This is a genomic window from Pasteurella pantherarum, from assembly GCF_049670885.1.
Taxonomy (GTDB): Bacteria; Pseudomonadota; Gammaproteobacteria; order Enterobacterales; family Pasteurellaceae; genus Pasteurella.
The window spans coordinates 87761-101303 of the sequence record NZ_CP187173.1 but is presented as its reverse complement, the minus strand read 5'-3'; the positions used below and the strand labels follow the sequence as shown (position 1 = coordinate 101303).

Here is a 13543-nt window from a genome sequence, read left to right as displayed (position 1 = left end):
CAAATCTGTCAGAAAAACGATAAGGCGAATAAAAAACTGGAATGCGGATCGCAAAACAAGTTTGAAAGCAGAATATTTATGCTGTTAAGCACAAGGAAAAATGAATTTAAAAAATCTCTATTAGAATGAAAAATAGGTGTTTGAAAAGAGTGAGATGGTGGGTCGTGAAGGATTCGAACCTTCGACCAACGGATTAAAAGTCCGCTGCTCTACCGACTGAGCTAACGACCCATCTGGGTTTGATTACGAGAATAAAGTGGTGGGTCGTGAAGGATTCGAACCTTCGACCAACGGATTAAAAGTCCGCTGCTCTACCGACTGAGCTAACGACCCATTTGCATTTAACTGCATTGGTATGTTACGTATTGCTTGTAAGTGGTGGGTCGTGAAGGATTCGAACCTTCGACCAACGGATTAAAAGTCCGCTGCTCTACCGACTGAGCTAACGACCCGTTTACATATCATTGCGTAACGGAGGCTTATAATACTGATTTTATTTTAAGAATCAATAAAAATTTTTATTTTTTTGCTTATTTGAATAAATAAGCACCGAAAGAATGTGATTCTAACCCATCCTAGCAATATTTCAAGTCTAGAAAATACAAGGCATAAAAAAACTGGGCCATCAAAGACCCAGTTTTTTCTAAGCTAGAAATTAGTATGCTAACACTGCACGACGGTTTTTAGAATAAGCAGCTTCATCATGACCTAACACAGCAGGTTTCTCTTCACCGTAAGAAACGGTAGATACTTGACCTGCTTGAACACCTTTAGCAGATAAGTAGTTTTGTACTGCATCAGCACGACGTTGACCTAAAGCGATGTTGTATTCTGGTGTACCACGCTCATCGGTGTTACCTTCAACAACAACTTTAGTTGCTGGAGTTGCATTTAAGAATGCAGCGTGCGCATCTAAAATTTGAACATATTCACCTTCGATATTGTATTTGTCAAAACCGAAGTAAACGGTGTTATAACGTTGTTGTAAATCTTGAACTGAGTAACCACCGAAGGTTTGTCCAGCCGCAGCAGTTTCTTCTTTTTTAGAAGAACCACAAGCAGCTAATACAGCGACAGAACCAGCAACTAGCAATACTTTTGTTAATTTTTTCATGTATTCTCCTTAGAGTTTTTTTATTTAGTTAAATATGGTGACCAAGCTGGGAATTTAACTTGTCCATCATTTCCTGGTAACCGTGCTTTAAAACGCCCATCAGCGGAAACCAATTGTAGCACCTTTCCTAATCCTTGGGTAGAACTGTAAATAATCATGATTCCGTTCGGTGAAATACTCGGACTTTCATCTAAGAAAGTCGAACTTAAGACTTCTGTACTGCCTGAAGCCAAGTCTTTTTTGATGATATTATCACCACTAATCATGATTAATGTACTACCATCGGCGGTAATTTGCCCACTATAACTGCGACCACCTGAGCTCACTAATGAGGCGCCACCACCACTTGCACTCATTTGATAAACTTGTGGCGAGCCGCTTCTATCAGATGTGAACACAATTGTTTGACCATCAGGTGACCAAGACGGCTCGGTATTATTTCCCGCTCCTCTCGTTAACTGTGCAATTTGTCCACTACCTAAATTCATGACATAAATATTCAACACGCCATCTTGTGACGAGGCAAACGCTAATCTTGAGCCATCTGGAGAAAAAGCAGGTGCACCATTGTGTCCTTTAAATGACGCTACGACTTTACGAGCACCAGATCCAAGATCTTGAACAACTAATTGAGATTTTCTATTTTCAAACGAAACGTAAGCTAATTTTCTACCATCTGCAGACCATGCTGGGGACATCAATGGTTGTGAGCTACGATTGACAATAAATTGATTAAAACCATCATAATCGGAAACGCGGACTTCGTAAGGTTGTGAGCCACCATTTTTTTGTACGATATAGGCGATACGCGTTCTAAATGCCCCTTTAATTCCGGTCAACTTTTCAAAAGCTTCATCACTCACCGTGTGTGCACCATAACGTAACCATTTGTTCGTCACAGTATATTGATTTTGGCTTAATACAGCTCCCGCACTGCCAGTTGCACCAATGGTATCCACTAATTGATAAGCAATATTAAAGCTACCATTTGCTGGGGTCACTTGCCCAACGATCACGGCATCAATCCCTAATGCAGACCAAGCTTCAGGATTAACTTCCGAGACAGAAGTAGGTTGTTGAGGCATACGATTGACAGGGATGGGATTAAATTTACCACTATTGCGTAAATCTGCAGCAATAATATCCGCAATATCGGCAGGAGCAGAACCCGGACCATTCCATTTGAATGGCACCACTGCGATCGGACGGGCACTATCCACCCCTTCATCAATCACAATGCGAACTTCGGCTTGTGCTGTTTGTAATACAGCAAAGCCTAACATCATCAATAAACTCCATACTCGAGCGACTATTTTCATTGGAACCACCTATTGTTCTCCATTGATTACGCTTTCTTTATCGCATAATAACGATAATAAAAGGCAATACTAGCTTTATCTTAATTTAAATTCAATTGGGGATGTTTTATATCTTTGATAAATGTCATCCGTTGGTGCTGCTGGCACTTTCTTCGTTCTTGCCACCGCACTCATCGCCGCCTGACAAATATCATCAGGTCCTGAGATTCTGCGATAATTTGAAATGGTTCCATCTCTTAAAAACTCCACTTCAACCACACACACTTTATTCACAAAACCAGGTTCTTTTAAGAAACGACGTTGAATTTCTCGTTTGATGATCCCTGCATACTGATCACCCGTTTTTCCACCATCTCCCGCACCTAATGCAGCACCACTGCCTTGGCTACCTTGACGGTTTGTATTACTCCCTTTTGTCGCAGAACCGCCCCCTACATTTCCCCCATTAAAGAAATCATCTAATGCGGCTTGATCGGCTTTGCGTTGGGCGGATTCGGCTTTTTCTTTATCCGCTTTAGCTTTGTCTGCTTTTGCCTTGGCTTCTGCTTTTGCTTTTTCCGCTTTTGCCTTAGCCTCAGCTTCTGCTTTCTCGGCTTTGGCTTTTTCTGCCTTAGCTTTTGCCTCGGCTTCCGCTTTCGCCTTTTCTGCTTTGCGTTTTGTTTCTTCTGCCGCTTTGGCTTTCGCTTCCTCTTCCGCCTGTTTTGCTAAGGCAGCAAGGCGTTTAGCTTCAGCCTCCTCTTTTAATTTCGCCGCTTCTGCACGCTCTTTTGCTTTTGCTTCCTCTGCTTTCTTTTGTTTTTCTAATGCTTCTAAACGGGCTTTTTCTTCTTGTTTTTTCTGTTCTTCAAGTTGTTTTTGGCGTTCAAGTTCCTTTTGTTTTTCAATTTCTTTCTGTCTTTCTCGCTCTTTTTGTTTCTCTAGTGCTTTTTGTTTTTCAATTTCTTGCTGACGAGCAATCTCTTCTTGATCAGGTTGGTCTGGTTTCTCTTTTACCTCAGGTTCAGGTTTTTTCGCTTGGTTTTTGTTCCCTTTTTGTTGCTGTTGCAAACGTCCCCATTCCTGTGCGGCGACACCTGTATCAACCATGACCGCCCCCATGACATCACCATCGCCTTCTCCACCGCCCATAATTTCAATGCGATGATATAAAGAACCTAAAATTAGCAAACCAAACAAGATAACGTGCAAAACAATCGAAATGATGACCGCACTTACCTCTTTATTTTGTCGCTTACTCTGCACAATATTACCTATCTTATTAAATCGGGTTTGTCATTAATCCAACAGATTTAATACCTGCAAGATGAAGTAAATTGAGTGCTTTGATGACTTCTTCATAAGGTACATCTCTCGCTCCCCCTACTAAAAACAATGTATTATTATCTTTGTCAAATTCTTGTTTAGATAGCTGAGTGACCATTTCTTCGGTTAAGCCTTCTAGACGTTCTGAACCGATAGCCAAACTATATTGACCGATACCTGCGACTTCTAAAATCACAGGTACTTTATCTTCATTTGCGACACTTTGACTTTCAACAGCATCGGGCAATTCCACTTGCACACTTTGACTCACGATAGGTGCCGTTGCCATGAAAATCAATAACAAAACCAATAATACGTCCAAAAATGGCACAATATTAATTTCGGATTTCACATCTCTGCGTTTACGACGGTAAGACATAGATACCTCTAAAACTTTTTTAAAATAGACCGCACTTTTCACATAAGTGACGGTTAAATTTGGGCACGATTATTTAGTGATGAGTATTTTTACCAAACACTTGACGGTGTAAAATTGTGGTAAATTCATCAATAAAATTGCCGTAATTTTGTTCTAATTTGTTCACACGTAAACTTAAACGATTGTATGCCATCACCGCAGGAATAGCCGCAAATAAACCAATTGCGGTGGCAATCAACGCTTCTGCGATCCCTGGGGCAACCATTTGCAAGGTAGCTTGTTTCGCTCCACTTAATGCCATAAATGCATGCATAATCCCCCAGACGGTACCAAATAAGCCGATATAGGGACTGATGGACGCCACTGTAGCGAGAAAAGGAATACGTGTTTCAAGGTCTTCCACTTCACGATTCATCGCTAAATTCATTGCACGTGTGCTACCTTGAATAATAGATTCGGAATATTCTGGATTGGCTTGTTTTAGACGAGAAAACTCTTTAAACCCCACATAAAAGATTTGTTCACTCCCACTTAAGCCATCACGGCGATTTTCCAATCCTTCATATAAACGATTAAGATCTTCGCCTGACCAAAAACGATCTTCAAAAGCAGCAGACTCTTTTAATGCACGAGTTAATACTCGACTACGTTGAATAATAATTGCCCATGAGGCAATTGAGAAAATAAGCAAAATTACAATAACAAGCTGAACAACAATACTGGCTTTTAGAAATAACTCTAAAAAGTTCAAATCTGTAGTCATTACATACTCCGACAACGTTTATAGCTAAATTTCTAGTGCGATTTTTATCTCATTAGGAATCGCCACGGGTTTCATTTTTCCAAGATCAACACAGGCTACTTTAACAGTAGCCTCGCATAAAATCAGTGTCTCTTTTTTTAACAATTGTGAAAAAAGCAAAGTTGCCCCTTTCACGGCATTCACCTTTGTTTCCACTTCAAGTAAATCATCTAACTTGGCAGGGAAACAATAATCAATGTTCATGGTTTTGACAACAAAAGCTAATTGTCGTTCATTTAACAACGTTTGTTGTGAAAAATTCAATGCACGCAAATATTCTGTTCTTGCTCTTTCAAAAAAATGCAAATATCGAGCATGATAAACCACGCCACCTGCGTCCGTATCTTCATAATAAACTCGGATAGGAAAGCGAAAAACTTCCTCTGGCATCATAAACCGTCCTTATTGATAGAAAATACCACATAGGTTATATCAGTGCGGTATTTTAGAACTTGTATGAATGATAAGCAAGGGCTAGCCCCGTCCCACCTTCAAAATATTTTGCTTTAAAAGCAAGCCATTATTCATTAAATCCAATGATCATCACAGCCAAAACGACCGCAATATAGCCCAAAGCAGGAAAAAAAACAATCCGCCAAATTGTACTCCGAATCTCAAAACCGATACCGTGAATCCAAAGAACTAGAGTGCCCCAAATAAGAAATAAAATAAGAAAAGGGGATTGGTGGCGAAGTTGTGTGGAAAAATCCGCCAAATTAAAAAAGAAGCATAACGTAATAAGAATAGCGAGAAGAAATGAAAGGGTTCTCAACGAACCCTTATTAAATACTTGATAAAGTGAATTAATCATTGAGATTACTCATCAAATTTACCTGTTTTTTCAATACCGATTGTGATGATCGCTGATAACATTATCGCAAACAACACACCCAATACCCAAATGACATAAAACATGATATTTCTCCCTTAGTATAATGAGTTTTTGTTTTCTTCGATAAATTTGCTATCTAAGCGACCAAACATTTTCCAATATGCCCAAATCGTATAAGAAAGCAAGAAGACAACCAACACCAGTGTAAAGCCAAGCATTAAGGTTAATGTTAACTTACTTGATGTTGAATCCCACATTAATAAACTTAACTCTGGGTGAGAAATAGACGGCATTACAAATGGGAACATCGCAACACCCGCCGTGAGAATCACCCCTGCCATCGTGAGCGATGAGAAGAGGAAAGCGAAACCCGAGCGATTTGCTTTTGATGCCAAAATATTTAATAACGTGCCGCCAACTACAAGTAATGGGAAAATCCATAATACAGGTGTTTCTTTGTAGTTATTAAACCAAGCACCTGTTTCTACACTCACTTGTTTACCAAATGGTGTAGACGGTGCATAGTGATCAATGACAGAAGTCACGACAAATCCATCTTTGAAATATAACCAAACACCCGCTAAAACAAAGGTAATCAAGGTAGTCAATGCACCCACTTGAGAGATCATACGAGCACGATCACGTAATTCATGCTTGGTTTTCATTTGTAACCATGCTGAACCTTGTGTGGTTAACATCGCACAGCTCACCACACCACAAAGTAACGCAAATGGATTTAATAAACCGAAGAATGAACCTGTGTATTTCACTTGTAATAATTCATTAAATTCAAATGGCACACCTTGTAATAAGTTACCAAAGGCAACACCAAAGACTAATGAAGGAACAAAACCACCTAGGAATAATCCTGCATCCCATAGCGTACGCCATTTTGGATTATCAATTTTAGCTCGATATTCTAACCCGACTGGACGGAAGAATAAGGCGGCTAACACGAGGATCATCGCAATATAAAAACCAGAGAACGATGTGGCATAAACAATCGGCCACGCAGCAAACATTGCACCACCTGCGGTTAATAACCAAACTTGGTTACCATCCCAGTGTGGGGCAATAGAGTTAATCATGATCCGTCTTTCCACTTCTTTCTTACCTGCAAAAGGTAATAAGGTTAGAACGCCCATGTCAAAACCATCAGTTACTGCAAAGCCAATAAGCAACACACCGATCAAGATCCACCAAACAAAACGTAGAATTTCATAATCAATCATAATCAGGCTCCTGCTTATTTAGATGATTGCTCAAAATAATAACGACCAGTTTTTAATGAACTTGGACCTAAGCGACCATATTTGAACATTAAATACATTTCCACAACAAGGAACAAGGTATAGAGTGCACAAATTAAGCCGATTGAGAACCAGAGATCCCCTGTGGTTAACGCTGAGTTTGCCACACCAACTGGTAACACTTCATAAATCGCCCAAGGTTGACGACCATATTCAGCCAAGAACCAACCACTTTCGATTGCAATCCATGGTAATGGAATGCCCCATAAAATGGCTTTCAATAACCAAGGTTTTGTTCCCACCGTTTTACGTACGTTTTGAACAAATGCCGCCACAATCAGAAGAAGTAGCAAACCACCCGCAGCCATCATGACACGGAAAGACCAAAAAGTTGGCCCCACATTTGGAATAGTATCTGCCGCAGCTTGTTTAATTTGCTCTTCTGTTGCATCCACCACTTTGTCTGTATAACGTTTTAATAATAAGCCAAAGCCTAAATCTTTAGAAACGGCATTGAATTGTGCTTTAGTTTCTTCGCTAATTTGACCTGCTTTTTTCTGTGCTTGTAATTGTTGTAACAAATCATAGGCTTGAATACCATTACGCACACGTTCCACATTCAGTGCTTCTAAATCATGTAAACCCGCAAATTGTTTATCTAATGAGCGTGTCACAATAATCCCTGCCGCATAAGGAATTTGTAATGCAAAGTCATTACGTCTTTCTGCTTGGTTTGGAATCACAAATGCATTCCATGAAGCTGGAGCAGGCTGGGTATGCCACTCACCTTCCATTGCAGCAAGTTTGACAGGTTGAGTTTGACCAATTTCATAACCCGATTCATCCCCCATGATGATCACAGAAACAATCGAAATTAACCCGAACGTTGATGCAATTGAGAATGAACGTTTTGCAAAGCCTAAATCACGACCTTTTAAGATGTAGTAAGCACTAATACCTAACACAAATACCGCACCACTTACATAACCTGCTGCAAGTGTGTGTAAAAACTTACTTTGTGCAACTGGGTTTAACCATAAATCCATGAAACTGGTCATTTCCATTCGCATGGTTTCAAAGTTAAATTCAGATGCCACTGGATTTTGCATCCAACCATTTGCCACTAAAATCCACATTGCGGATAAATTTGAACCAAAAGCAACACAGTAAGTCGCAATTAAGTGTTTACCTTTTGATAATCTATCCCAACCGAAGAAGAATAAACCAACGAAAGTAGATTCTAAGAAGAATGCTAATAATGCTTCAATGGCAAGCGGCGCACCAAAAATATCGCCTACATAATGAGAATAATATGACCAGTTAGTACCAAATTGGAATTCCATGGTAATACCTGTGGTCACACCAAGAGCAAAGTTAATACCAAATAACTTACCCCAGAATTTAGTCATATCTTTATAAATTTCTTTGCCTGTGGCTACATAAAGCGTTTCCATAATCACTAGGATAAAAGATAATCCTAACGTTAATGGCACAAACAAAAAGTGATATAACGCAGTTAATGCAAACTGCAATCGAGAGAGTTCAACAACGTCCAACATCTCAACTCCTTGTAATGCTACAAGACCTTCACTATGATTACATCGTAATCACCCCAAATACTTAAAGGATCCCCTCTAAGCAGACCCCTTGAATTATCTTCACAATGATGACGATAAGCTAACGTGTCATAAAAAATGTCACATTTAAAGCACATCATTATATAGATAGCCCAATTTCGGTATCTATTCTACTACTAAAAATAAGGATTAAAAATACAAAAAAATGTCACATTTGTCACATTTTTATGCTTAAATCAACATCAACAATAAATAAGTAGAACTCTACTAATTGATACAGGTCAAATTATAGATTGTATTAACATTTAAGCAACGTTTACTGTAAAAAAAATCACAGCCTGCATAAAAAAAGACAAAAAACTAGACAACAATAGCAGATTTTGTTAATTTGCTTACTGTTTTTGGTTGAACAATAAGAAGAATTCGAGGAAGAAGAATGAGAACAAGATTTACCCAAATTTTAACCGCACTTTTTGCCGTTTGTGCTATTGCCGTATCCTCTGCTCACGCTGCTGAAAAAACAGAAAAAAATGTGACAGCCGTTCCACAACAATGTGAAAAATTATTTAAAGAAACAGAAAATCTTATTGCTGAAGCAGAAAAACAACCGGGTACCCATACTCAAGTCAACAAAATCAAAAGCAAACTGAATCAAAGCAAGCAACAGATCCTCGAAATGGAACTTGCAACGCAAATTAAAAGTTGTGATCTCGGTTTAGCCAAACTAAATAATTTAAAACAACAATAATTTCCATAATGAAAAAGCTTATTCATCAACGAATAAGCTTTTTTCTTATCTCTAGGTTTTTGTGCCAACGAACGGGCTCGTTACTCTTTTTCCGTTAATTTTTCAACACCAAAGTGGCGATAGGTTCTTGAGGTTGCCATACGCCCTCTTGGGGTACGTTGCAAAAAACCCTGCTGAATGAGATAAGGCTCAAGCACATCTTCAATGGTCTCTCGTTCTTCACCAATCGCCGCCGCAAGGTTATCCAAGCCTACTGGACCACCATCAAAACGTTCAATCACGGCATTCAGTAACTTACGATCTAAATAATCAAACCCAGCATCATCAACATCTAACATCATTAATGCCGCTTTAGCAATATCCGCTGAGATGATCCCACCGTTGCGAACATCCGCAAAATCTCGAACACGACGTAATAAACGGTTCGCAATACGTGGTGTGCCTCTTGAACGCCGAGCAATTTCATAAGAAGCGTTGTCATCCATCCTTAAATTTAAACAACTTGCACTTCTTGCCACAATCGAGGTGAGATCATCAACAGAATAAAATTCTAAACGTTGCACAATACCAAAACGATCTCGTAATGGTGAAGTTAAAGATCCTGCTCGGGTGGTAGCACCAATTAAGGTGAACGGAGGTAAATCTAGTTTAATTGAACGGGCGGCAGGACCTTCACCAATCATAATATCAAGTTGATAATCTTCCATTGCAGGATACAAAATTTCCTCAATGGCGGGAGAAAGGCGGTGAATTTCATCAATAAACAGCACATCATGCGGTTCTAAATTGGTTAGCATTGCCGCTAAATCGCCTGCTTTTTCTAATACAGGACCAGATGTGGTACGAATATTCACGCCCATTTCATTCGCAACAATATTCGCCAAGGTTGTTTTCCCCAAACCGGGTGGACCAAAAATCAATAAGTGATCCAAGGCATCTTGCCGAAGCTTTGCGGCCTGAATAAAAATGGCCATTTGTTCACATACTTGAGGTTGCCCCACATAGTCATTCAATAATTTCGGGCGAATAGCTCGATCAATGACTTCCTCATCCAATTTTGCTGTTGCACTAATAATACGATCCGCTTCTATCATGTTTTTCTTCTGTTAATTAGAATGCTGATTTTAACGCCTCACGAATCAATTGTTCGCTCGAAAGGTGAGGTTTGGCAATGCGTTTCACCATTTTTTCTGCTTCAGCAGGTTTATAACCTAACGCCACCAAGGCTGAAACCGCCTCAGCATTTGGCTCACTGGTTGCTTGCATTGTGGCGGTTGTCGTCGGGATATGTTGACTTTCAATAAAGAAATCCCCTTGCGAAACACCTTTAAATTTGCCTTTCAATTCAACCAATAAACGCTCTGCCGTTTTTTTCCCAACGCCGGGAATTTTCACTAATTTTGATAATTCTTCACGTTCAATGGCATAAACAAATTCGTTGACGGACATGGCAGATAAAATTGCCAATGCTAATTTAGGACCAACACCATTGGTTTTGATCAATTCACGAAATAAAGTGCGGTCGGTTTTTTGAGAAAATCCAAAAAGTAAATGGGCATCTTCTCGCACAACGAGGTGAGTAAAAAGAGAGGTTTGCTGTCCAATTTCAGGTAAATTATAAAAACTGGTCATCGGCAGTAATAATTCATAGCCGACACCTTGCACATCTAACAAAATTTCTGGTGGTTGTTTTTCAATTAAGCGTCCCGTTAAATGACCAATCATACGCCCCTCATTACACAAAAATAGAGACCATAGGATAAAATAAAACTGGATGAATATCCAGTTAAATTTTTAAGCGAAAACGCCCTCGACTATATCTCGCCTTTAAAAGTGCGGTCATTTTTTCAGGGGTTTTGCTTGTGTGATTTGCCGCATTGGCGACATGAAAACTATGTTGAATAGAATGAGCATGTGTAATCGCAATGGCTAACGCATCTGCTGCATCGGCTTGGGGTTTTTCAGACAGTTTAAGAATTCGCATCACCATATCCTGCACTTGTACTTTATCCGCAGACCCTATCCCAACCACGGTTTGTTTCACAAGGCGGGCTGCATATTCAAAAACAGGTAACTCTTGATTGACGGCTGCGACAATCGCCGCCCCTCTCGCCTGCCCAAGTTTCAATGCGGAATTGGCATTCTTGGCTAAAAATACCTCTTCAATCGCAAACATTTCAGGTTGAAATTGTAAAATGATCTCGTTTACGCCAGCATAAATTCGTTTTAAGCGTGTTGGGAGATCTTCCACAGAGGTTCGAATCACACCACTGCCAAGATACGCTAACTGACGACCAGTTTGGCGAATCACACCATAACCCGTCACTCGAGATCCTGGGTCAATACCCAAAATAATTGCCATACTTTTCCCCAAAAAATAAATGGATCTACATTTTACTGTAAATCCATTCTTTTTTATCTACTTAGACAAATTATTTAGCATTAACACAGTTCTTCGCTAAGATTTTGTTGTTGTCAGTAAACATCACAGCAGCTGTGCTGTTTACAGTATTTGCCGCAAAACCATAGTCAAGAGACCAAACTTTTTGACCTTCCACAAAGCGAACGCCGTCTTGGTAAGCCGTGTCAAGTTTCATTTCTTGACCAACAACTTTACGGTTAATCGTGATAGTAGCACTGTCCGCTTTACCATTTACGAATGCATATGTTGCAGAAACAACTTGATTCTTTTTACCTCGTACATCGCAGAAGTAAGCGGCTGTTTCAAAGGTTGGTTGAGCTTTCACCATTTCTGCAGCTTTTTGAGTCGCAGATTTGATTTCAGAATTTGCACTTTGAGAACAAGCAGTCAATGCACCGATTACCATTAAGCTTGCAAAAAGTTTAGTTAGTTTCATAAATTCTCCTAAAATAAATGATAGATTGCATGAATCATGCAACACTTAGACAAAAAATAATTCAATAAGTTTTATTGAATAGCAAAAATTTATAGCATTGCCGCAACTTCATCGCTAATTTCACCATTATGATAAACGTTTTGCACGTCATCACAATCTTCGAGCATATCGATGAGTCTTAACAATTTAGGGGCGGTTTCCGCATCCAATTCTACGGTGGTAGAAGGAATCATGCTGACTTCCGCGTTATCAATTTTAATCCCAGCTGCTTCAATGCCATCACGCACCGCACCTAATTCTTCCCATGCGGTATAGATTTCAAAGCTACCATCTTCTTGAGCCTGAACATCATCGGCTCCTGCTTCAATTGCGGCTTCCATGATCACATCTTCATCACCTGACGCGATCAAAATCAACCCTTTTTTACTGAACAAATAACCCACAGAGCCTTCTGTGCCTAAGTTTCCGCCACATTTTGTGAAACTTGGACGAACTTGTGAGATAGTACGATTCGCATTATCACTTAAACACTCAACCATGACGGCTGTGCCACCTGGTCCATAACCTTCATACACTTTGGTTTCCATGTTAGTGTCATCGCCACCACCGACACCACGCTCAATTGCACGGTTAATCGTGTCTCTTGTCATATTGCTTGATAATGCTTTATCCACCGCTGTACGTAAACGTGGGTTAGCACTGACATCGCCCCCACCTAATTTTGCTGCAGTCACTAACTCACGAATTAATTTAGTGAAAATTTTTCCACGTTGTGCATCTTGTGCTGCTTTGCGGTGTTTAATATTAGCCCACTTACTATGACCTGCCATTGTTCAATTTCCTTCTTTAATCTGAATAAAAAAAGTGCGGTCTTTTTTTCTTTAATTTCCAACGCACTTGTTTAGTTCAATACGACTTCAATAAATATTTTTCAATTAATGCTTGGTTATTCCAAGATTTTGTTAGCTTTGCCGCTTCACTTGGTGTTAACCATTTAAACGCTAAATGTTCTGCTAAGCGAGGCGTTCTTTCATGAGGTAACGCCAATAAAAACCAATGTTCAATACAATGTGTGACATCAGGTGCGTATTTATAGCGGAAATGAGGAAAAATTTCAAACGCTATCCATTCATGACAATCAAAAATCGCTAAGTTTTCTTCAATTATATTAATGCCTATTTCCTCTTGAACTTCTCGACAGGCGGCTTGTAAAGGCATTTCATCAGGCTCTAACGAGCCCGTGACGGACTGCCAAAAACTGGGATCATCTTGGCGTTGCAACATTAACACACGCCCAGAATCTTGTGCATAAATGACCACTAAGACGGAGATAGGATTTTTATACGTTTTCATGCTGATATT

Annotated in this window: 17 protein-coding genes and 3 tRNA genes; 1 reads left to right on the top strand and 19 read right to left on the bottom strand. The window is 39.7% G+C overall.

Annotated features, from left to right (window positions below; all coding sequences use genetic code 11):
* Positions 1-155 precede the first annotated feature (155 nt).
* The 13 genes from ACPEEM_RS00485 to ACPEEM_RS00425 form a co-directional block, all read right to left on the bottom strand.
* Positions 156-231, bottom strand: a tRNA-Lys gene (locus tag ACPEEM_RS00485).
* Positions 232-257: 26 nt separating this feature from the next.
* Positions 258-333 (bottom strand) — tRNA-Lys (locus ACPEEM_RS00480).
* A 43-nt stretch (positions 334-376) separates the two neighbouring features.
* Positions 377-452 (bottom strand) — tRNA-Lys (locus tag ACPEEM_RS00475).
* A gap of 203 nt (positions 453-655) precedes the next feature.
* Positions 656-1114 carry a peptidoglycan-associated lipoprotein Pal gene (gene pal / locus ACPEEM_RS00470; protein WP_424402412.1) on the bottom strand — a complete coding sequence of 153 codons (459 nt, stop codon included), beginning with the start codon at positions 1112-1114 and terminating at the stop codon, positions 656-658.
* A 20-nt stretch (positions 1115-1134) separates the two neighbouring features.
* Positions 1135-2433, bottom strand: coding sequence for a Tol-Pal system beta propeller repeat protein TolB (gene tolB / locus ACPEEM_RS00465; protein WP_424402411.1), 1299 nt, complete (start codon positions 2431-2433; stop codon positions 1135-1137).
* A 75-nt stretch (positions 2434-2508) separates the two neighbouring features.
* The gene (gene tolA, locus ACPEEM_RS00460; protein ID WP_424407291.1) at positions 2509-3675 is read right to left on the bottom strand and encodes a cell envelope integrity protein TolA; all 1167 of its coding nucleotides are present in this window, start codon (positions 3673-3675) and stop codon (positions 2509-2511) included.
* A gap of 16 nt (positions 3676-3691) precedes the next feature.
* On the bottom strand, positions 3692-4114 hold the full coding sequence (tolR, locus tag ACPEEM_RS00455) for a colicin uptake protein TolR (RefSeq protein ID WP_424402409.1): 423 nt from the start codon (positions 4112-4114) through the stop codon (positions 3692-3694).
* A gap of 73 nt (positions 4115-4187) precedes the next feature.
* Positions 4188-4877 (bottom strand): protein TolQ, encoded by a 690-nt coding sequence (gene tolQ / locus ACPEEM_RS00450; protein WP_424402408.1) that lies wholly within the window; start codon positions 4875-4877, stop codon positions 4188-4190.
* Positions 4878-4901: 24 nt separating this feature from the next.
* Positions 4902-5306 (bottom strand): tol-pal system-associated acyl-CoA thioesterase, encoded by a 405-nt coding sequence (gene ybgC / locus ACPEEM_RS00445; RefSeq protein WP_424404156.1) that lies wholly within the window; start codon positions 5304-5306, stop codon positions 4902-4904.
* Positions 5307-5436: 130 nt separating this feature from the next.
* On the bottom strand, positions 5437-5727 hold the full coding sequence (ybgE, locus tag ACPEEM_RS00440; RefSeq protein WP_424405387.1) for a cyd operon protein YbgE: 291 nt from the start codon (positions 5725-5727) through the stop codon (positions 5437-5439).
* A 5-nt stretch (positions 5728-5732) separates the two neighbouring features.
* Positions 5733-5831, bottom strand: coding sequence for a cytochrome bd oxidase small subunit, CydX/CbdX family (locus ACPEEM_RS00435; protein ID WP_424402406.1), 99 nt, complete (start codon positions 5829-5831; stop codon positions 5733-5735).
* 12 nt (positions 5832-5843) lie between these two features.
* The gene (gene cydB / locus ACPEEM_RS00430; protein ID WP_424402405.1) at positions 5844-6980 is read right to left on the bottom strand and encodes a cytochrome d ubiquinol oxidase subunit II; all 1137 of its coding nucleotides are present in this window, start codon (positions 6978-6980) and stop codon (positions 5844-5846) included.
* Between the two features lie 14 nt (positions 6981-6994).
* Entirely contained in the window at positions 6995-8557 is a 1563-nt protein-coding gene (locus tag ACPEEM_RS00425; protein ID WP_424402404.1) for a cytochrome ubiquinol oxidase subunit I, read from the bottom strand.
* Positions 8558-9011: 454 nt separating this feature from the next.
* Here ACPEEM_RS00425 and ACPEEM_RS00420 point away from each other — a divergent pair, with 454 nt between their 5' ends.
* The gene (locus ACPEEM_RS00420; protein WP_424402403.1) at positions 9012-9323 is read left to right on the top strand and encodes a DUF5339 domain-containing protein; all 312 of its coding nucleotides are present in this window, start codon (positions 9012-9014) and stop codon (positions 9321-9323) included.
* An 80-nt stretch (positions 9324-9403) separates the two neighbouring features.
* On the opposite strand, the gene ruvB is transcribed toward ACPEEM_RS00420, so the two are convergent.
* From ruvB to nudB, 6 genes are all read right to left on the bottom strand, one after another.
* Positions 9404-10417 carry a Holliday junction branch migration DNA helicase RuvB gene (gene ruvB / locus ACPEEM_RS00415; protein WP_424402402.1) on the bottom strand — a complete coding sequence of 338 codons (1014 nt, stop codon included), beginning with the start codon at positions 10415-10417 and terminating at the stop codon, positions 9404-9406.
* 16 nt (positions 10418-10433) lie between these two features.
* Entirely contained in the window at positions 10434-11048 is a 615-nt protein-coding gene (ruvA, locus tag ACPEEM_RS00410; RefSeq protein WP_424402401.1) for a Holliday junction branch migration protein RuvA, read from the bottom strand.
* 61 nt (positions 11049-11109) lie between these two features.
* Positions 11110-11685, bottom strand: coding sequence for a crossover junction endodeoxyribonuclease RuvC (gene ruvC / locus ACPEEM_RS00405; RefSeq protein WP_424405385.1), 576 nt, complete (start codon positions 11683-11685; stop codon positions 11110-11112).
* A gap of 70 nt (positions 11686-11755) precedes the next feature.
* A complete protein-coding gene (locus ACPEEM_RS00400) occupies positions 11756-12181 on the bottom strand; it encodes a hypothetical protein (protein ID WP_424402399.1) in 426 nt (141 codons plus the stop codon).
* 89 nt (positions 12182-12270) lie between these two features.
* Positions 12271-13011, bottom strand: a complete 741-nt coding sequence (locus tag ACPEEM_RS00395) for a YebC/PmpR family DNA-binding transcriptional regulator (RefSeq protein ID WP_424402398.1) — start codon at positions 13009-13011, stop codon at positions 12271-12273.
* Positions 13012-13087: 76 nt separating this feature from the next.
* Positions 13088-13534, bottom strand: coding sequence for a dihydroneopterin triphosphate diphosphatase (gene nudB, locus ACPEEM_RS00390; protein ID WP_424408273.1), 447 nt, complete (start codon positions 13532-13534; stop codon positions 13088-13090).
* Positions 13535-13543: the final 9 nt, after the last annotated feature.